The 17,312-nt window shown below is 63.8% G+C and carries 18 protein-coding genes and 1 other RNA gene; 7 read left to right on the top strand and 12 right to left on the bottom strand.

Annotated features, from left to right (window positions below):
- Positions 1 to 34: 34 nt before the first annotated feature.
- Positions 35 to 129, bottom strand: an RNA gene (gene ffs / locus LZ538_RS10395) — signal recognition particle sRNA small type.
- A gap of 112 nt (positions 130 to 241) precedes the next feature.
- On the opposite strand from ffs, the gene LZ538_RS10390 reads away from it, so the two are divergent.
- Positions 242 to 955 carry an EF-hand domain-containing protein gene (locus tag LZ538_RS10390; RefSeq protein WP_249831941.1) on the top strand — a complete coding sequence of 238 codons (714 nt, stop codon included), beginning with the start codon at positions 242 to 244 and terminating at the stop codon, positions 953 to 955.
- On the opposite strand, the gene LZ538_RS10385 is transcribed toward LZ538_RS10390, so the two are convergent.
- The 3 genes from LZ538_RS10385 to LZ538_RS10375 are packed head-to-tail and all read right to left on the bottom strand — an operon-like array spanning position 952 to position 3,508.
- Positions 952 to 1,287, bottom strand: coding sequence for a 2Fe-2S iron-sulfur cluster-binding protein (locus LZ538_RS10385; RefSeq protein ID WP_249831940.1), 336 nt, complete (start codon positions 1,285 to 1,287; stop codon positions 952 to 954). The genes LZ538_RS10390 and LZ538_RS10385 overlap by 4 nt on opposite strands.
- Entirely contained in the window at positions 1,284 to 2,402 is a 1,119-nt protein-coding gene (locus LZ538_RS10380; protein ID WP_249831939.1) for a cysteine desulfurase family protein, read from the bottom strand. The genes LZ538_RS10385 and LZ538_RS10380 overlap by 4 nt, the downstream gene beginning before the upstream one ends.
- Positions 2,399 to 3,508: a cysteine desulfurase family protein gene (locus LZ538_RS10375; RefSeq protein WP_249831938.1), complete on the bottom strand. Its 1,110-nt coding sequence runs from the start codon at positions 3,506 to 3,508 to the stop codon at positions 2,399 to 2,401. Before LZ538_RS10375 ends, LZ538_RS10380 begins: the two co-directional genes overlap by 4 nt.
- Positions 3,509 to 3,592: 84 nt before the next feature.
- Between LZ538_RS10375 and LZ538_RS10370 the strand changes: the two genes are divergently transcribed.
- Complete coding sequence (locus LZ538_RS10370) at positions 3,593 to 4,276, top strand: alpha/beta hydrolase (RefSeq protein ID WP_249831937.1); 684 nt, start codon at positions 3,593 to 3,595, stop codon at positions 4,274 to 4,276.
- Here LZ538_RS10370 and LZ538_RS10365 read toward each other — a convergent pair.
- The gene (locus LZ538_RS10365) at positions 4,248 to 4,415 is read right to left on the bottom strand and encodes a hypothetical protein (RefSeq protein WP_249831936.1); all 168 of its coding nucleotides are present in this window, start codon (positions 4,413 to 4,415) and stop codon (positions 4,248 to 4,250) included. The two genes, LZ538_RS10370 and LZ538_RS10365, sit on opposite strands and share 29 nt — an antisense overlap.
- Before the next feature lie 58 nt (positions 4,416 to 4,473).
- On the opposite strand from LZ538_RS10365, the gene LZ538_RS10360 reads away from it, so the two are divergent.
- A complete protein-coding gene (locus LZ538_RS10360) occupies positions 4,474 to 4,722 on the top strand; it encodes a hypothetical protein (RefSeq protein ID WP_249831935.1) in 249 nt (82 codons plus the stop codon).
- Here the strand turns inward: LZ538_RS10360 and LZ538_RS10355 are convergent.
- Both LZ538_RS10355 and LZ538_RS10350 read right to left on the bottom strand, forming a co-directional pair.
- Positions 4,719 to 5,678 (bottom strand): threonine ammonia-lyase, encoded by a 960-nt coding sequence (locus tag LZ538_RS10355; protein ID WP_249831934.1) that lies wholly within the window; start codon positions 5,676 to 5,678, stop codon positions 4,719 to 4,721. The genes LZ538_RS10360 and LZ538_RS10355 overlap by 4 nt on opposite strands.
- Positions 5,678 to 6,400 (bottom strand): aspartate/glutamate racemase family protein, encoded by a 723-nt coding sequence (locus LZ538_RS10350; protein WP_249831933.1) that lies wholly within the window; start codon positions 6,398 to 6,400, stop codon positions 5,678 to 5,680. The genes LZ538_RS10355 and LZ538_RS10350 overlap by 1 nt, the downstream gene beginning before the upstream one ends.
- A gap of 210 nt (positions 6,401 to 6,610) precedes the next feature.
- Between LZ538_RS10350 and LZ538_RS10345 the strand changes: the two genes are divergently transcribed.
- The 4 genes from LZ538_RS10345 to LZ538_RS10330 all read left to right on the top strand — a co-directional run bounded on the left by LZ538_RS10345 (position 6,611) and on the right by LZ538_RS10330 (position 10,657).
- The gene (locus LZ538_RS10345; protein ID WP_249831932.1) at positions 6,611 to 7,831 is read left to right on the top strand and encodes a type III PLP-dependent enzyme; all 1,221 of its coding nucleotides are present in this window, start codon (positions 6,611 to 6,613) and stop codon (positions 7,829 to 7,831) included.
- Between the two features lie 117 nt (positions 7,832 to 7,948).
- A complete protein-coding gene (locus tag LZ538_RS10340; RefSeq protein ID WP_249831931.1) occupies positions 7,949 to 9,031 on the top strand; it encodes a 1,9-bis(guanidino)-5-aza-nonane synthase in 1,083 nt (360 codons plus the stop codon).
- A gap of 65 nt (positions 9,032 to 9,096) precedes the next feature.
- Positions 9,097 to 10,170, top strand: a complete 1,074-nt coding sequence (locus LZ538_RS10335) for a winged helix-turn-helix domain-containing protein (protein ID WP_249831930.1) — start codon at positions 9,097 to 9,099, stop codon at positions 10,168 to 10,170.
- A gap of 31 nt (positions 10,171 to 10,201) precedes the next feature.
- Positions 10,202 to 10,657 (top strand): MAPEG family protein, encoded by a 456-nt coding sequence (locus LZ538_RS10330; RefSeq protein ID WP_249831929.1) that lies wholly within the window; start codon positions 10,202 to 10,204, stop codon positions 10,655 to 10,657.
- Here LZ538_RS10330 and LZ538_RS10325 read toward each other — a convergent pair.
- Genes LZ538_RS10325 through LZ538_RS10305 form a run of 5 tightly spaced genes read right to left on the bottom strand, consistent with a single transcriptional unit; the run spans position 10,654 to position 17,291 of the window.
- Positions 10,654 to 11,823, bottom strand: a complete 1,170-nt coding sequence (locus LZ538_RS10325) for a class I SAM-dependent RNA methyltransferase (RefSeq protein WP_249831928.1) — start codon at positions 11,821 to 11,823, stop codon at positions 10,654 to 10,656. The genes LZ538_RS10330 and LZ538_RS10325 overlap by 4 nt on opposite strands.
- Positions 11,823 to 13,172 carry an NAD(P)H-hydrate dehydratase gene (locus LZ538_RS10320; protein ID WP_249831927.1) on the bottom strand — a complete coding sequence of 450 codons (1,350 nt, stop codon included), beginning with the start codon at positions 13,170 to 13,172 and terminating at the stop codon, positions 11,823 to 11,825. The genes LZ538_RS10325 and LZ538_RS10320 overlap by 1 nt, the downstream gene beginning before the upstream one ends.
- 9 nt (positions 13,173 to 13,181) lie before the next feature.
- A complete protein-coding gene (locus LZ538_RS10315; protein ID WP_249831926.1) occupies positions 13,182 to 13,994 on the bottom strand; it encodes a 4-(cytidine 5'-diphospho)-2-C-methyl-D-erythritol kinase in 813 nt (270 codons plus the stop codon).
- Positions 13,991 to 15,613 (bottom strand): tetratricopeptide repeat protein, encoded by a 1,623-nt coding sequence (locus LZ538_RS10310; RefSeq protein WP_249831925.1) that lies wholly within the window; start codon positions 15,611 to 15,613, stop codon positions 13,991 to 13,993. Before LZ538_RS10310 ends, LZ538_RS10315 begins: the two co-directional genes overlap by 4 nt.
- Before the next feature lie 31 nt (positions 15,614 to 15,644).
- Positions 15,645 to 17,291: an electron transfer flavoprotein-ubiquinone oxidoreductase gene (locus LZ538_RS10305; RefSeq protein ID WP_249831924.1), complete on the bottom strand. Its 1,647-nt coding sequence runs from the start codon at positions 17,289 to 17,291 to the stop codon at positions 15,645 to 15,647.
- Between the last annotated feature and the right edge of the window lie 21 nt (positions 17,292 to 17,312).

Raw genomic sequence — 17,312 nt, 5'->3', positions numbered from 1 at the left:
AACAACGGTTTAGGGGGTCAAGTTCGTCATTGCGAGCGGTGGAAGCCGACGACCCGGCACGAAATCGTTGTGGCTGCTTCCTTCCGGACCTGACCAGGTTGGCGACAGCGCCGTCCGCCGACTTCCGCGCGGGCATATGGGGTAAGGCCGCCCCCCGCGCAAGCTGTCCGGCACCGCACTCTCTTCATCTCCAGTTCACGCGGGTAAGAGAAGCTGAGAAGGCATATTCCGGAGCCAGCGCATGCTTTTATCGGCGATCGTCGCGACCCTGGCCGCCGCTGCGGCGCAGTCGGATGGGCCGGCAATTACCGTCAGGGGCTATGCATGGGCTCCATTCATCAGTCCGATGGGCGAGCCGTTCCGGGCAAAATCGACCAGCGACAATACCTTGGCGCTCTGGTTCTATCAGGCGGACCGTAACCGCGACGGACTGCTGACCCCGGATGAGATGCGCGGCGACGCTGATCGCTTCTTCGCCATCCTCGACCTCAATCACGACAATGAAATCGACCCCGACGAGCTCTCGCATTACGAATGGGAGGTCGCGCCCGAGATCCAGGTCAATTCCAAATGGCGTCGGGCACGGGGAGACCCTGCGCCACCGGCCAAGAAGGAAGCTGTGCCACACGGCAAGCATGACGAGTGGGCAAACGTTGGCTGGCATGGCGGCGGCGGAAACGACCTTCTCGAAGGTGCTGCACGGTACGCTTTGCTGAACATGCCCCAGCCGGTCGCTGCCGCCGATGCCGACTTCAACCGCGGCATCTCTCTCGCCGAATTCAGGCAGGCCGCGATCGACCGTTTCAACCTTCTAGACAGCAAGCGGAGCGGTGCGCTCAGCCTTGCGGACCTCGCGGCGCTGGTTCCGGTCAGGCCCTCCAAGCCTCCCCGCGCCAAGCCGAAGAAGAACGCGCCGGATACGCGCGTCGGGAATTCGCTGCCGACCGGAGGTTAGCGGCCCATCCAGTTCGTCGCTCCTGGCGGGATCCGGACAGTCAGTTCCTTCATGTCCTCCGTAAGGATGATCTGGCATGCCAGCCTGGAGGTCCGTCCGGCGTGCGCCGCCAGATCGAGGAGATCCTCCTCTTCTTCGCTCGCTACGGGCAGCTTCTCGAAATCCACCGCATCGACAATCACGTGGCACGTCGAGCAGGCCATTACGCCTTCGCAAGCGCCTTCGAGCGGTTCGCGCGCGGCCCAGGCCACATCGAGCAGCCGCTGGCCCGGCGCCGCTTCAACTTCCTTGTCCAGGCTTCCATCCGCCCGGAGAAAACGCACCAGGGTCACGCTTTCAACTTCTCCTGGCGGTATGCCGCTGCCGAAATGCGCTCGCAGGCATCGATCAGCTCGTCGTCGCTGGTGTAACGGCCGAAGCCGAGCCTTATCGAGGATCGGGCTTTACGTTGGTCCAGGCCGAGCGCCTTCAGAACGTGGCTCGGGCGACCGGAGCCGCTCGCGCACGCCGAGCCGAGCGAAAAGGCGATATCGCGAAGATCCGCGATCAATCTCGCTCCGTCGACCCCTTCCTTCCGGACATTCAGATTGCCGAAATAGCGGTGCCGGACGCTGCCATTGATCTCCCACGCCGGCCCCAGCGCCCTTGTCGCGGCTGCCCACAGCCTGAGCACATGGTCGTAATCCTTGTTGATCCGCTCTGAGGCGAGCTTTGCCGCCGCTCCAAAGCCGACGCACAGCGCAGGCGAAAGCGTCCCTGAGCGCAGTCCCTGCTCCTGCCCTCCGCCATGCATGAAAGGCGCGGGCTCGGCGCCCTTGCGCATCCACAAGGCCCCGACCCCCTTCGGTCCGTGGATCTTGTGCGCGGACACCGCGACCAGGTCGGGACCTTCGGCAATATCGACCCGGCCGAGCGCCTGGACGGCATCGCAGAGCATCAAGGCTCCGGCCTCATGAGCCATCTTTGCGATTTCCGAGATAGGCTGAAGCACGCCGATTTCATTGTTCACGAGCATGACGGCGACGACGAGCACGCGTTCGTCGAGTTCGCGCTCCAGCAGCTCGAGATCGAGGATCCCGTCATTTCTGACGGGGAGAATCGTCAGGTCGGCGCCCTGCCCCGCGAGCCACTCGCACGTATCGCGGACGGCCGCATGCTCGGTCGCGACGGTGATGATGCGATTACGACCCCTCGGAGCTTTCTCGACGGTGCCTTTGAGAGCCCAGTTGAGCGCCTCGGTCGCATTGCCCGTGAAGGCGATGCTGCCGCCGCCAAGCCCGACTGACTTCAGCACGTCCTTGCGCGCCACTTCAATCGCGGCTTCGGCTTCTCGTCCCCATCGCGAAGGAGAGTGAGGATTGGCGAATTTCTCCGAGATCCATGGCTCCATTGCCGTCACGACCTCGGGAGCAACCGGGGTCGTCGCCTGATAATCGAGGTAGATCACGCGACGGCCTTTGCCGCGCGGTCACGAATGGCGCACCACTCGTTCACGAACCGATCGATATTGTCGGCGGTCGTTCGCGGGCCGAAGCTTACACGGACAACCGACCCTGCGATCTCCTGTGCGACCCCCGTAGCTGCGAGCACACGGCTCGCCTTCATGCTTCCGGAGGAGCAGGCGCTGCCGGCCGAGACGGAGATACCGGCAAGGTCGAACTGAACGAGCTGGCTCGCGCTTGCCACGCCCGGCATCGCATAGGCGCCGATGAATGGGCTCCGCTCGGTGTTCGCAGCAATCACTTCGCCGCCTTCGGTAAGAAGCGTTTTCTCAAGCCGTCCGCGCAATTCACGGATGCGTGGCACGGCTTCCCCAAAGGCGCAGCTGTCGAGGGCAGCCGCCATCGCGGTCGCGCCAGCCAAATTCTCCGTTCCCCTGCGATAGCCGCGTTCCTGGCCGCCGCTCGGAGAGAGAGTGCCGATATCTTTGACGAGCAATGCTCCGATCCCGGACGGCGCGCCGAACTTGTGACCTGAAATCGCAATAAAATCGGCGTCCGGTAACGGAAGCTTGCCCGCGCTCTGAGCGCAATCGGCGAGGAGCAATGACCCTGCTTCGCGGACTTGCGCGAAGATGCGATCGACAGGTTGGACCACGCCGGTCTCATTATTCACATGCTGTACCGCCACCAGCGCGGGCACTTCGTTCAGCGCATCCGCCAGTGTTTCCAGATCCACGAGCCCGTTCGAGCCGACAGGCGCGGTGGTGGCGGACGCGCCCATTGCTGAAATTACGGCATCATGCTCCGTAGCCCCGATGATGCGCCCTGGGACCTTCACTCGTGAGCCGGCAATGTGGAGCGCCTCGGTCGCCCCCGAAGTGAAGATGACGTCATGACGCCAGCCGAGACTTTCTGCGATGGTCCGGCGGGCCGCCTCGAGCGCCGCACGCGCCTGTCGTCCGTCAGCATGCGGCGAGCTGGGGTTGGCCCAAACGTCGAGCGCGCCAGCCATCGCGGCGTACGCCTCGGGCAGCACCGGCGTCGTTGCCGCATGATCGAGATAGATGCGTTCGAACGCGCTCAAAAGCCGTACATTCCTGCCGATTGCCACCTGAACGGGCGCCCCTATATAGGAGCGGCCGCCCGAGCGCACCCGTAACCGGCGGCGTCAATCATACGTGAGCCCAACCACCCGATGCCTGAAGTTATTTTCCCTGGTCCCGAGGGCCGTCTCGAAGGTCGTTTCCATCCTGGCACCCGCCCGCGCGCGCCCGTCGCGCTCATCCTGCATTCGCACCCGCAGGCAGGCGGAACGATGAACAACAAGATCGTTCAGTTGCTCTACCAAACCTTCGTGAAGCGCGGTTTCGCGACGTTGCGCTTCAATTTTCGCGGCGTGGGCAAGAGCCAGGGCGTGTTCGACAACGGCATCGGCGAGCTTTCGGACGCGGCCTCTGCGCTCGACTGGGTGCAGAGTATCCATCCCGAGGCAGAGACGACGTGGGTTGCAGGCGTCAGCTTCGGCGCCTGGATCGGCATGCAGCTTCTGATGCGCCGCCCGGAAATTCGCGGCTTCATCTCAATCGCGCCACCGGCGAACATGTACGACTTCAGCTTCCTCGCCCCCTGCCCGTCTTCGGGAATCATCATCCAGGGCGAAGCGGACGAGGTCGTCACTCCCGGCGCAGTACAGAAGCTCGTCGACAAGCTCCGCACGCAGCGCCACATCACGATCCATCACGATCTGATTCCGGGAGCGAACCACTTCTTCGCTAACGAGCTGGACCTGCTGATGAAATCGGTCGACGAATATCTCGACATGCGGCTCGCGACGGACCCCATCAAGCCGGCTATACCGTCCAGATCATCACGTTCATGACGATTACAAACGCGGCGACCAGCATGAGCACGCCGCGCGAGCGCGACTGACGTTGGCGAATCAGCCGGGCAGCGCCTATCAGGAGCAGGAACGCCGCGATCATCGCGATTGCCGGCGCTGCGGACGAAAATGCGCTCATCGGACGGTCGTTTTCACCAACACTTAACTACAGTTCCTCCATTATGCCCGGTATGCCGATGGCAGAGAAGGAGGCACGCCTCGCCGAGGCGTTCGAGCGGATCGAGGAGACGATCCTGCCGTGCATCGCCATGATGCTCGATACCCTTCTCGACGCCTCGCAGTCGGTGGCCGAGAACGAGCGGCGATTCCTGGTGGGCGAGCTGAAGACCCTTGCTGCGGAGCTTGAAGAGCTCACCCAGGTCGTCGAACGCTCGAGCCCATCTCATGTCGAGCCCGGCGAGTATCGCGCGAGGGGCGCGGCCTAAGCTTCGTCGCCGATGATCCGCGCATGCAGCGCCGGATCGATATTGCCTCCAGACAGAACGACGATCGTACCTTCGACCGGCTCGGCTTTTCCAGAAAGCAGGGCTGCCAGAGCTACGGCGCCGCCCGGCTCGACCGTCAGGCCGTGCCGCCGCCAGGCAAATCGCACAGCCTGCTTCACCTCATCATCGGTCACGGATAGCGTGGTAGCTTGCCGATCTTGCAGGATGGCAAACGTGATCGGCGAGACGCGCGGCGTCTGTAGTGCATCGCACAAGGTCGGGGGCGCATCAGAGGCCACCGGCACGATGTCCCCTCCGGAGAGTGACCGAGCCATGTCGTCCCAGCCCGCAGGCTCGACCACGACAATCTCCGCGCCCGGAGCAGCGAGCGCGATCCCGGATGCCAGTCCGCCGCCGCCGCAGGGTACGATTATGCGCGCAGGCTGGCTGCCAAGCTGCTCTGCGACCTCGATCCCGACGGTTCCCTGCCCGGCGACGATCATCGCATCGTCGAAGCTAGGAACCACCACCGCCCCGGTCTTAGCGGAAATATCCGCTGCGATCTGTTCCCGGCTCTCGGTTCGCCGGTCGTAGAATATGATCTCCGCGCCCTCCGCGCGCGTACCTTCGACTTTCACCGCCGGTGCATCGGACGGCATCACGATCACCGCCGGCACGCCTAGCCGCTTTGCCGCAATCGCGACACCCCGCGCATGATTGCCGGAGGAAAATGCCACGACGCCCGCCTTCCGCTCCTCAGGCGTCAGCTGCAGCAGGCGATTCGTAGCGCCGCGAAGCTTGAATGCCCCGCCGGTCTGCAGGCACTCGCATTTCAGCAGGACGGTCACTCCCGCGATCGCGCTCTCGATGAGGGGCGTGCGCTCGACGAGGCCCGAGATACGTTCCGCGGCCTCGATCACTTGCTCGCGGCTGAGCTCCGCCGCTTCGGCCAGCATCAGACAGGTCCTCCCCGCCACTCGGGCATGGGCCTGTCCTGGAGTGCGACCTCGACAGCGGTCTTGGCGAGCAGCCGCGTGGAATCCAGGATCGGAAGAGGCGTCACTTCCTGCGTAATCAGCAGCGGAATTTCCGTGCAAACGAGCGCGACCGCATCGCAACCCTGCTCAGCCAGCTTGTCGATGATCCGTAAGTAGGCATCGCGCGACGCGTCGGTGAAAACGCCCAGGCAAAGCTCGCTGAAGATGATGTCGTCGACGATCTTGCGATCATTCTCGTCCGGCACGGCCCATTCAATGCCTCGCCGGCCGAGTGCGCCGGGGTAGACCGGACCGGTCATCGTCCACTTCGTTCCGAGTATCCCGACCTTGCGGTGTCCGCGTTCGCTCGCAACCTCCGCGACGACTTCGCCGATGTGGAGACATGGAATGGCGAAGGGCTCGCCTTCGGTCTCCAGGGCTATATGCGCAGTGTTATCGGGCAGCACGAAGAAATCGGCGCCTGCCGCCGCCAGCTTCTTCGCATCGTCCACGAACATGCCCCTGATCGACTTGTGGTCGCCTCTTTCCCATGCATCGAGCATGTGGTGCATCGCGACGCAGGTCATGGTGATTTCGGGATGATTATGCGGACCGAGCCGCTTTGCCCCCTCGAGGCACACCGTGCGGAAGCACAGAGCCGCGCCTTCGAAGCTATGTGCCAGGATGCCGACATGCTTCATGATCCTCGCGTAACTCCTTGTATTTCCTGGATTCCGACGAACTGTTGCCAATCGACGACAAAAGTTCCCCCATTTGCGACACTGGGGTCCAAAAAATCTTTACAGCAGTAGTCCGCAAACATATATCGCGCGCCGCTGCCCCATGGGACTTCCAACCGCAAGGCAGCTTTTCGTCAACGTTTGCCGACTGGCATTTGGAGGTCCCTTGAGTTGCACAAGCATCATCGCGCGCTGGGGCTAGCGTCCACCCCTGTCGGCAACCCGGTTGCCGACATCGCAAAGAGCCGACCGGCCCAGCCGGTAACGCTGCTTCGTCCGCACGCCGCTCGGCGCGCGGCCCGCTTCTTCGTGGAGAAGTTTCCGGGCCGTTCGCTCTATGCGGTCAAGGCGAACCCGTCCCCGGCCTTGCTGAAGATCCTCTGGGATTCCGGAGTGACGCATTACGATGTCGCGTCGATCGGCGAGATTAGGCTCGTCCACGAGACGCTTCCCGAGGCCGTGCTGTGCTTCATGCACCCGGTGAAGGCCGAAGAGGCTATCTCGGAAGCCTATTTCAGCCACGGCGTGAAGACATTCAGCCTCGATACGCTCGAGGAGCTGGAGAAGATCGTCCGTGCGACGTCCACCGACGGAAAGCCGGCAAGCGACCTCAATCTTCTGGTCCGCCTGCAGGTCAACAATGAGCATGCGAAGCTCAGCCTCGGCGCAAAGTTCGGTGCGCAGCCCGCTGACGTGAAGGCGCTGCTCTTCGCGGCTCGTCAGGCCTCGGACGCCCTAGGCATCTGCTTCCACGTTGGTAGCCAGGCTATGGCCCCGACCGCCTACGCAGAAGCAATGGGCCGCGTTCGTGACGCGATCGTCGACGCAGCGGTCACCGTCGATATCGTGGATGTCGGCGGCGGTTTCCCATCGACCTATCCGGGCATGGAGCCACCTCCGCTCGAGGCTTATTTTGACGTCATCCACTCGACGTTCGAGGCTCTGCCGATCAGCTACTCGGCCGAGCTGTGGTGCGAGCCGGGCCGCGCCCTCTGTGCCGAATATGCAAGCCTGCTCGTGCGGGTTGAGAAGCGCCGCGGTAATGAGCTCTATATCAACGACGGGGCCTATGGCGCCCTGTTCGATGCAGCGCACATTGGCTGGCGCTATCCCGTGCGCCTGGTGAGCGAGCGCGGAGCGAAGGTCCGACCGATGGACTTCAGCTTCTATGGGCCGACTTGCGACGACCTGGATCGCATGGCGGGGCCGTTCCAGCTTCCCGCCGATGTCGACACTGGCGATTATATCGAGATCGGCATGCTTGGGGCTTATGGCTGCGCGATGCGCACCGCGTTCAACGGCTTTGGCGCGGAACGCACCGAAGTGGTCGACGACGAACCGATGGCGACGCTCTACGGCGAAACTCAGCACTCGAACGTCGTTCGGCTGTAACGGATTCCCCTCCCGCGTTGCGCAGGAGGGATCAGGGGTGAGGCTGTCCCCCGCTAACAAACGACATGCCTCTTTCGACTGTCGAGCCTATAGGCGCGGCAACCATTGGAGCATGACATGGAAACGGACACGCTGAACAAGGTTCAGGAGCCTGAGCTGATCAACGATACGCGTAAGGCGGAGCTGCTTTCGACGCCGATCGAGCACATCGACATCACCAAGTTCGATGCTCGCCCGATCGTGGAGTCGATGGGCAAGATGAGCTTCACCAGCCGCGATCTCGCCCGCGCCACCGGCATCTACAACACGATGATCGAGGATCCTGAATGCTCGATCATCCTCGTGATCGCGGGTTCGACCTCGGCTGGCGGTTGCATGGATCTCTATGCGGAGCTCGTGAAGTCGAACATGGTCGATGCGATCGTCGCCACGGGCGCGTCGATCGTGGACATGGATTTCTTCGAAGCGCTCGGTCACAAACACTACCAAGCCAATGAAATTCCTGACGATGATACTTTGCGTTCGCTTTACATAGACCGCATCTACGACACCTATATCGACGAGGAGCAGCTGCAGGACTGCGACCACACTATCGGCAAGATCGCAGACAGTTTGGAGCCTCGCGCCTACTCGAGCCGCGCTTTCATCCGCGAGATGGGCAAGTGGCTGAGCGAAGGCAACGCGAAGAAGCAGGGCAGCCTCGTTCAGCTCGCCTACGAGCATGATGTGCCCATTTTCTGCCCGGCGTTCGTCGACAGCTCGGCAGGCTTCGGTCTCGTGAAGCACCAGGTCGACGCCATGAAGCGCGGCGGCCACTACATGGTGCTCGATGCGATCGCGGACTTCCGTGAGCTGACCGACATCAAGATCAAGGCGGGCACCACCGGCCTGCTGATGATCGGCGGCGGTGTTCCGAAGAACTTCACGCAGGATACCGTGGTCTGCGCGGAGATCCTCGGGCACCATGACGTCGAGGTTCACAAATACGCCGTGCAGATCACCGTTGCGGACGTTCGGGACGGCGCCTGCTCCTCGTCGACGCTTCAGGAAGCGGCGAGCTGGGGCAAGGTCTCGACCGCCATGGAGCAGATGGTTTTCGCAGAGGCGACTTCCGTCCTGCCGCTGCTGGCGAGCGACGCCTGGCATCGCGGCGCCTGGCGCAACCGCGAGAAGCGGCGTTTCGCCAAGCTGTTCGACTGATTTCCTGCCAACAGGGGCTTGCCGCGGTTGATTGCCGGGGCAGCCCCTGCTTCATTCGCGGGCACATGACGCCGGCCTGCTTTCGCTTTGAAGACTTCCTGCTCGATGTGGCTGACAGGCGTCTTCTGCGCGGCAGCGACACTGTTGAGCTCAACGGCCGTTATCTGGACGCCCTGACCCTGCTCGTTCGCGAGCAAGGCAGGCTAGTGACCAAGGATCGCTTCCTCGACGAAGTCTGGCGCGGGGTCCCGGTGACCGACGAGGCGCTGACGCAATGCATCCGGACCCTGCGCCGGCAACTCGGCGACGATGCCGCCGCTCCACGCTTCATCGAAACGGTGCCGAAGCACGGCTATCGCTTCATAGCGGCCGTAGAGGGCGTTGAGGGCGCACAACCCCAGCCGAGCCCAAACGGAAGCCCGTCCTCGCGGCCTTTCCTGCTGACGGCGGTCGCGGGCACCCTGGGCAGTGGCATGGCGGGCCTGCTCGGGGGCCTCTTCTACGGCCTCATAAGCACATCGCAGCCGCAAGCGGATGTCGGCTCCGTTTCGCTGTTGCTCGTGCTTGTATCGCTGACGGGACTGCTCGCGCTGGTGGGTGGCGCTGGAGTGTCGCTGGGGATTGCATCCGCAGCGCGCATGACGCGTGGAATAAATGCGTGGAGCGTCCTCGGCGGCGCGGCCGGAGGATTCGTCGTTGGCACAGTCGTGAAGCTCCTCGGCCATGACGCCCTTCTCCTGCTCCTCGGAATTCCACCCGTGGACTTCGCCGGCGCGATGGAGGGTGCGATGCTTGGCGCGGCCGCCGGGCTTGCGACGGTCCTCGCGGTTCAGCGGCCGTCGCGCAGTTTCCGATCTGGCGTCACTTATGCGGCATTAATCGGCGCTGCTGCAGGCGTTCTCGTTACATTGATGGGCGGCCACCTGCTCGGCGGCAGCCTCAACCTGCTCGTCCAGCAGGTCCACAGCTCGCGGCTTAGCCTGGACGGCATAGGTTCGCTTGTCGGAGAGCGCAGCTTCGGGCCGGTCAGCGAGGCCGTGACCGCCGGCCTGGAGGCCATGGCTTTCGTCAGCTGCGTGGCCGGCGGGATCGCCCTCGCTCGGCGCCGCTCGTATAAGTTGCCAACCGAAACGATCTGACGCACCTTTCCGCATCGAGGGGGAGGGTTCGATGGAATATAGCCCTATTCTTGCACCGGTTGTGGCGCTGGTCGCCTGGTCGCTGGTCATGCTTGTATGGATGGCGGTCGCTCGGCGTGCCGCTTTTGCTAAGCTGGGAATCACCTGGAGCACCATCCCGCGCGGGTCGCGCGGCGTGAACCTGGACGGTCGCGCGCCGGACGAGGCGCAATGGCCTTCGCACAATTACAACCATCTGATGGAGCAGCCGACGATCTTCTATGCGATCGCGCTGACTCTCGCCCTGATGGGCATGGGTTCCGGCATCAATTACTGGCTCGCCTGGGGCTACGTCGGGCTGCGCGTGGTACACAGCATCGTGCAGTCGACGGTGAATATCGTGGCCATTCGCTTCCCGCTCTTCTTTCTCGCAACCTTGTGCCTTCTTGGCTTGACGGTCCACGCGGGAGCCCGGATCCTCCACGATTGCGGGGTTCTGAACTTCTAGCGCGAGAAGGCGGCGGCAAGCTCGATGTGGGTCGACCAGCGGAACTGCCCGACCGGCTTGATCCAATCCAGCGCATATCCGGCAGCGGCCAGCATTGCAGCATCGCGCGCAAAGGTTGCGGGATTGCAGCTGACGTAAGCGACGCGCTTCACATTTGACGCCGCGAGCGATCGGACTTGCTCTTCCGCCCCTGCGCGAGGAGGGTCCAACACGACGGCCTCGAACTGATCGAGATCCCCGGAATCCAGTGGTCGCCGATAAAGGTCCCTGTGCTCGACGCGAGCAGCCCTCGCGGCCTGCTGCAGCGCGGCCGCCGCGTCCCTGGACGCTTCCGCGGCATAGGTAGCGCGGGTTGCGAGCGCGAAGGTGCCCAGGCCGGCAAAGAGATCCGCGGTTTGTTTCGAGTCTCCGACAGCCTCACGGACTGTCGCTACGAGCGCCGCTTCGCCGTCCGAGGTAGCCTGCAGGAATGAGCCGACGGGAAAGGCGACCGGAATTCCTGATAAGGCGATAGTCGCCCGTTCAGGCTCATAGACGGTTTCGGGCCCGAGGCCCTGGTCCATGCTGAGCCGGGCGAGTCCTTGCGCCGTTGCGAATGCCGCCAAGGTCTCGATCGCTTCGAGTTTGCTGGCGGAAAGCCCCTTCAGCAACAGATCGACGCCCTGGTCGATCAACGTCATGTGGACTTCAGCCGGGCTCTTGGAAGGAAGCAGCCGGCGCAGCATTTCCCTCAATGGCTCGAGCAGTGCGAGCAATTCAGGCCTCAGGATGAAATTCTCCCGCATGTCGACGATGCGATGGGACTTGGCCGCGTTGAATCCGATTACCACCCCCTGGGCGGTATTCAGTACTCGTAGCGTCGCTCGGCGGCGGCTGTTGGGGGGTGAGAGATGCGGCTCGCGGATTTCGGTCGCCAGCCCATGCTGATAGAGAGCAGTCTCCACGCGCGACTGGAGATACCCACGATAAGCTTCGTCATCCACGTGCTGCAGCTGGCAACCGCCGCATTCTGGAAAGTGGCGGCAAGGCGGCTCCTGGTGATGCGGCCCGGGAGCAAGCGCTCCATCGTCCAGCAGAACGTCGCCGGGCACCCCAAAGGGCACGTGGCGGCCGGTCGACGTCACGCCATCCCCTCGCGCTGCGATCCGGACGACCTCCTCGGCCATCAAAGCGCGAGGGCTTGCTGGACCGCGCGAGCCAGGTCGTCGGCGATCATCTGCGGCCCCGCTATCTCCGCCGCCCGGCCATGAAGCCAGACGCCCGCGCAAGCCGCTTCGAACGCCGGCAAGCCGCGAGCGCGCATCGCCGCTATGATTCCGGCGAGCACGTCACCCGTGCCTGCACTCGCCAGCCAGGGGGGAGCCGGTGGCGCAAACCCCACTCGTCCATCAGGAGCCGCGACGATCGTATCGGGACCCTTGTACACGATGACGGCTTCGCTTCGACGTGCGCCTTCGAGCGCCTGATCGGGCTTGCTGCCTTCGATCTTGCCGAAGAGCCGGGCGAATTCGCCGGAGTGCGGTGTGATGATCGCATCCTGTCCGCGCAGGCGTTCCGGATCGCCGAGATGTGTTATGCCATCGGCGTCGATCACCTTTGGAGATCGTGATGTCAGGGCGAGGGTAAGCACCTGAGGAGCGTCCCCCAGGCCCGGCCCGACGAGCAGGCACCCGATACGCTCGTCGTTCACTTCCGCCGTGTCGAGCTGCACTATCGCAGCGGGCAATCCGTCGATCGGCCTTGACGTGCTCACCCGGACATAGCCGGCCCCCGCGCGGGCCGCGGCGATCGCCGACAGTGCGATTGCGCCCGGCATCTTTCCCGCCAGCGCATGGACCAGCCCACGATCATATTTGTGGCCGGCGGGGTCCAGGGGCGGCAGGGCCGGGCGGCCGATCTCGTGCCAGTCGGGCAACGCCTCGATCCCGATGTCGGCGAGCACCACGCGCCCACAGCGGTGCATCGCTGGGTAGAGTCGATGGGAAGGCTTCAGCGCGCCGAAAGTCACCGTCATGTCGAATTCGGGCACCTGGCTCAGCAGCGTGCCTGTGTCGGTGTCGGCGCCGCTCGGAAGATCGCAGGCGATTCGAATTTTCGAACGGCTTGAAAGGCGCAAAAAGCGTTCGCTAGCAGCCTCTTCTAGGCCTCTCTTGAGACCCGTCCCGAACAAGGCATCGATCAGCATGGGAGCTTCGGCGGTTTCGTCCGATAGCGCTTCGACTTCGCCCGCCCATTGCGACCGCGCCCATTTCGCGGCGTCGCTCGCAGGATCCGCCAGCGCCGCAACACGCACTTCGATGCCGCGCTCGGCCAGGTGCCGGGCCGCGACATAGCCGTCGCCGCCATTGTTCCCCGGTCCACAAAGCACGAGTACCGGCATCGGCCCGGCGAACCGGTTTACGGCTTCCGCGAGGCCCGCCCCTGCCCGCTCCATCAATTGCTCGACGCTCGTGCTCGCATCGATCGCCCGCTGCTCGGCGGAGCGCATCTGATCGGCGGTCAGGATCGGGCGCATGCGCCGCCTTTAGCGGAGGCTGGTCGCCAGATGCCACCATTCGCGTGGCACCGCCTCGGCCGCCCGGTCACGCGGCACCTCGCTGTCGAACAAAGCGAAACAGGTTGCGCCCGAACCGGACATCCTTACCAGGGTCGCTCCGATCTGCGCAGAAAGCCACGCAAGGACGGTCTCTATCTGCGGTGCAAGCTGTACCGCAGCGGGCTGGAGGTCGTTTCGGCCATGCCGCCAGTCCTCCCCGAGCGGCCCATGATCGATGCCGTCCCAGCGCGCGAAGACTTCCGCGGTCGAAAGCTGGACGCGCGGATTCACCAGCAGCACGGGCATTCCCGACACCTCTGGCAATGCAATCTGCTGGAGGCGGTCCCCCGCTCCCTCTCCGCGCGCAGAGAGGCTTAGGAGGCACGCGGGCACATCGCTGCCCAACGCTGGCGCGACCCGTTCGGCATGCGCCGGATCGATGTTCCACAAGGAAGTCAGCAGGCGTAGCGCCGCGGCGGCATCCGCCGAGCCGCCTCCGATGCCCGACGCGACCGGCAGCCGCTTCTCGAGGAGGATCGCAGCGCCTGAATTGGCGCCTGCCGCTTCTTGCAACGCGCGGGCGGCTTTGAGGACGAGATTGTCTTCGCTGTGAGGCAGCTCGGGAGAAAATAAGCCGCTGCTTCCGAGCGTCAGCTCCGCGGCCGGCTCGGCACTCAGCCGATCACCGTCGATGCAGAAAGCAAAAATGGTCTCGATGGCGTGCCGTCCATCCGGGAGCTTGCCGCGGACATGCAGCGCCAGGTTGATCTTGGCAGCCGCGATTTCCCTGGCGACGCTCAAGGAGCTGCGTTCGCGGCCGTAAGCCCCGATTGGAGCTTGGCCTTCACACGCGCCGCGACGTCGTCTTCCGCAATTCCAAGCGCCGCGTTCCAGGCGAAGCGAGCTTCGAAGCGGCGTCCCGACTTGAAGAGGGCATCCCCGAGATGCTCCTGGATCTCGGCCTGGTCGGGGTCCTTCTCGGCAGCGCCTTGCAGCGTGGCCACGGCCTCTTCGAGCTTGCCGCGCTTGTATTGAGCCCAACCAAGGGAATCCGCGATCGATGCGTCGTCCGGCGACAGTTCGCTCGCCTTGCGGATCATCGCTTCGGCGGCGTCGAGGTCCTCACCTCGTTCGAGTTTCCCATAACCCAGGAAATTCAGGAGAAGCGGCTGATCCGGCGCCATCGCCAGGGCCTGCTCCAGGTCGCCCCGTGCCTCGGGCCAGCGGTTGGCTTCTTCCAGCGCGCTCGCCCGCAGCAGCATGAGGGTCCAAAGCTCGTTCTTGAGACCCTGGTTTTTGGCGAGAGAGACCGCCCGGCCATAAGCGTTGGCAGCGTCGGTGTTCCGTCCCATGGCTTGGTAGACGTCGCCCAGGCGGGTGAAATCGCCGATACCCGCGTTGCGATCGGAAGCCATCGAAGACGCAAGTGCGAAAGCTTCGTCGAAGCGCTTGCTTTCAGTCAGCAGCCGGACCTGCACGTCGCGGGCCTGGCTGATCAACGCATCGTCCTGCGGAATGCTGCGGAGCAAAGCCAATGCTTCGTCTTCCTGCTCCCGGCCATCGAGCAGGATCGCGAGGAGAAGGATCGCGCTGCTGTTCCTGGGGTCGGCATAACGGGCGACCTGGACGAGCCCAACCGGAGGTACGGCTCGTTGAGATCGTGCAATGTCGCCTGCAAATGACGTCAGGGCCCAGCTGAACGCCTCAGCGCTATCTTCGACCCGCTCCCCATTGAGCTTATTGGCAAGCAGCTTCTGCCGCATTGCCGGTTCATCCGCGCCCAGGCCTTCGAGCATGATCTGGGCCCGAGCAATATCGCCCGCGGCACGGAAAGCATCCGCCAGCGCGAGCCGAAGCGGCGTTTCGCGCGCGCCTGCATTGCCGATCGCTCGGCGGGCGAAAGGCTCGGCCTCCGCTGTGCACCGGAACTTCAGCAGGAGGAACGCTCGCTGCTCCGCGCGAAGCGGTCCAAGCAGGCTATTGGCATTGACCTGGTCGATCGTGTTGAGCGCCCCGTTCAGGTCGTTCCGGTCTGCCGCCGACCACGCCCGCAGCAGCGGATCGAGGAACATCAGGTCTCCAGTATCGCCCTTGACCGCCAGCCACGGCAGGGCGCGGTCGGCCCGGCGCCGGCGAACTTCATCCGCCGCGGCCAGCAATCGCGCCTCGCTGCTGAGCGTCTGTGGAGGAACGGACCGGATCAGCCTGAGCGCAAGGTCCATCTGGCCCGAGCCTATGGCCTCGGTGATAGCTTTCCGCGCCAAATCCGCATCGTTTGGCTGGGATTGGGCAAGGGCGCCCAGCAGCTCCGCCGATTGCTCGTGATCGCCGATCATCGAGGCGGCGCGGGCCTGCACATAGATCAGAGCCGGATTGTCGATGCGGTTGACTCGGACGGAAGCGCTCGCCGGCTCGATCATGGCGACACCGAGCGCCACCCCCGCCAGCAATTTACATGTTCGGATAATTCGGTCCTCCGCCACCCTCGGGAGTGACCCAGTTGATGTTCTGGGTCGGGTCCTTGATGTCGCACGTCTTGCAGTGAACGCAATTCTGGGCGTTGATTTGCAGTCTCGGCTCACCGCCATCCTCGACAAACTCATAAACACCTGCCGGACAATAGCGCTGCTCGGGCCCCGCGTAGACCGGCAAATTTATCGCCGTGGGTATGTCCGCATCCTTGAGCGTCAGGTGAACCGGCTGATCTTCTTCATGGTTGGTGTTCGAGACGAATACGGAAGACAGCCGGTCGAAGGTCAGCACGCCATCCGCCTTGGGATAGGAAATCGGCGTCGCATTCTCCTTCTTCCGAAGGGTCGCATTGTCGGGTTTGTGCTTCAGCGTCCACGGCACCCCGATGCGGAGCGTGTTCAGCCACATGTCGAGGCCGGCATAGAGGGTGCCGATGAGCCCGCCCCAATGGGAAACTGCGGGCTGCGCATTCCGCACCATCCGCAATTCCTTGACGATCCAGCTCCTGTGAAGCTCGGACTCATAGGCATCGAGCGTGTCGGCGCTGCGGTCGGCCGCGATAGCCTCAAACGCGGCTTCGGCAGCGAGCATGGCCGATTTCATCGCGGTGTGCGTGCCCTTGATCCTGGGCACGTTCACGAAGCCGGCCGAGCAGCCGATCAGCGCGCCGCCGGGGAAAACTAGCCTGGGAATGGCCTGGTATCCGCCCTCGTTGATCGCGCGCGCTCCGTAAGAGACGCGCCGGCCGCCTTCGATTTCGGCACGGATGGCGGGATGCGTTTTCCACCGCTGCATCTCTTCGAACGGCGAGAGGTACGGATTGGAATAGTCGAGCGCGATCACGAAGCCGAGCGCGACCTGGTTGTTCTCCTGGTGATAGAGGAAGCCGCCGCCCCAGGCGTCGTCGAGCGGCCAGCCCTGCGTATGGATCACTCGCCCGGGCTTATGCCTTTCCGCAGGAATGTCCCATAATTCCTTGATCCCAAGGCCAAAGACCTGAGGGCCGCTTTCTTCGCGAAGATTGAACAGCTCGGTAAGTCGCTTGGTCAGGTGTCCCCGCGCCCCTTCCGCGAAGAAGGTGTAGCGCGCGTGCAGTTCGATCCCGGGCTGGTAGTCGCCCCGATGACTGCCATCGCGGGCGATGCCCATGTCCCCAGTGGCTACGCCCCGCACGGCCCCGTCATCGTTGTAAAGGATTTCCGCGGCGGGAAATCCGGGGAAGATCTCGACGCCCAGCTCCTCCGCTTGCCCGGCAAGCCAGCGGCAGAAGTTCCCGAGGCTCAAAGTGTACGTCCCGCGATTGCGCATGAAGGGGGGCATCAGCATCTCGGGGATGCCGAACTTGCCCTTGCCCGTGAGCACCCAATGGTGATTCTCGCTGACTGGCACGGTCAGAGGGGCGCCGCGATCTTTCCAGTCGGGGATGAGCTCGTCGATCGCTTTCGGGTCGATCACGGCGCCTGAGAGGATGTGCGCGCCGATCTCGCTGCCTTTTTCGAGAATGCAGACGGAAAGGTCGCGGCCCGCCTGGCTTGCGAGCTGCTTGAGCCGGATCGCGGCGCTGAGCCCTGCGGGCCCGCCCCCGACGATCACAACGTCATATTGCATGGACTCCCGCTCAGTCATTCAAACCTCTCATCGCGCGGG

Source organism: Sphingomonas hankyongi (assembly GCF_023516575.1).
GTDB classification, from domain to species: Bacteria; Pseudomonadota; Alphaproteobacteria; order Sphingomonadales; family Sphingomonadaceae; genus Sphingomicrobium; species Sphingomicrobium hankyongi.
Note: the sequence above shows the minus strand (reverse complement) of the source record. Positions and strands in the feature narration are given on the sequence as shown.

Bases quoted from the DNA above. Each gene is read 5' to 3' on its own strand.
- LZ538_RS10310 (WP_249831925.1), bottom strand. From the start codon at position 15,613: ATGATCGAGCCGGCGAGCGCTTCCGTCCGAGTCAACCGCATCGACAAT.
- LZ538_RS10360 (WP_249831935.1), top strand. From the start codon at position 4,474: ATGGCAGAGAAGGAGGCACGCCTCGCCGAGGCGTTCGAGCGGATCGAG.
- LZ538_RS10320 (WP_249831927.1), bottom strand. From the start codon at position 13,172: ATGCGCCCGATCCTGACCGCCGATCAGATGCGCTCCGCCGAGCAGCGG.
- LZ538_RS10370 (WP_249831937.1), top strand. From the start codon at position 3,593: ATGCCTGAAGTTATTTTCCCTGGTCCCGAGGGCCGTCTCGAAGGTCGT.
- LZ538_RS10305 (WP_249831924.1), bottom strand. From the start codon at position 17,291: ATGACTGAGCGGGAGTCCATGCAATATGACGTTGTGATCGTCGGGGGC.
- LZ538_RS10355 (WP_249831934.1), bottom strand. From the start codon at position 5,678: ATGCTGGCCGAAGCGGCGGAGCTCAGCCGCGAGCAAGTGATCGAGGCC.
- LZ538_RS10350 (WP_249831933.1), bottom strand. From the start codon at position 6,400: ATGAAGCATGTCGGCATCCTGGCACATAGCTTCGAAGGCGCGGCTCTG.
- LZ538_RS10390 (WP_249831941.1), top strand. From the start codon at position 242: ATGCTTTTATCGGCGATCGTCGCGACCCTGGCCGCCGCTGCGGCGCAG.
- LZ538_RS10325 (WP_249831928.1), bottom strand. From the start codon at position 11,823: ATGGCCGAGGAGGTCGTCCGGATCGCAGCGCGAGGGGATGGCGTGACG.
- LZ538_RS10335 (WP_249831930.1), top strand. From the start codon at position 9,097: ATGACGCCGGCCTGCTTTCGCTTTGAAGACTTCCTGCTCGATGTGGCT.
- LZ538_RS10365 (WP_249831936.1), bottom strand. From the start codon at position 4,415: ATGAGCGCATTTTCGTCCGCAGCGCCGGCAATCGCGATGATCGCGGCG.
- LZ538_RS10330 (WP_249831929.1), top strand. From the start codon at position 10,202: ATGGAATATAGCCCTATTCTTGCACCGGTTGTGGCGCTGGTCGCCTGG.
- LZ538_RS10340 (WP_249831931.1), top strand. From the start codon at position 7,949: ATGGAAACGGACACGCTGAACAAGGTTCAGGAGCCTGAGCTGATCAAC.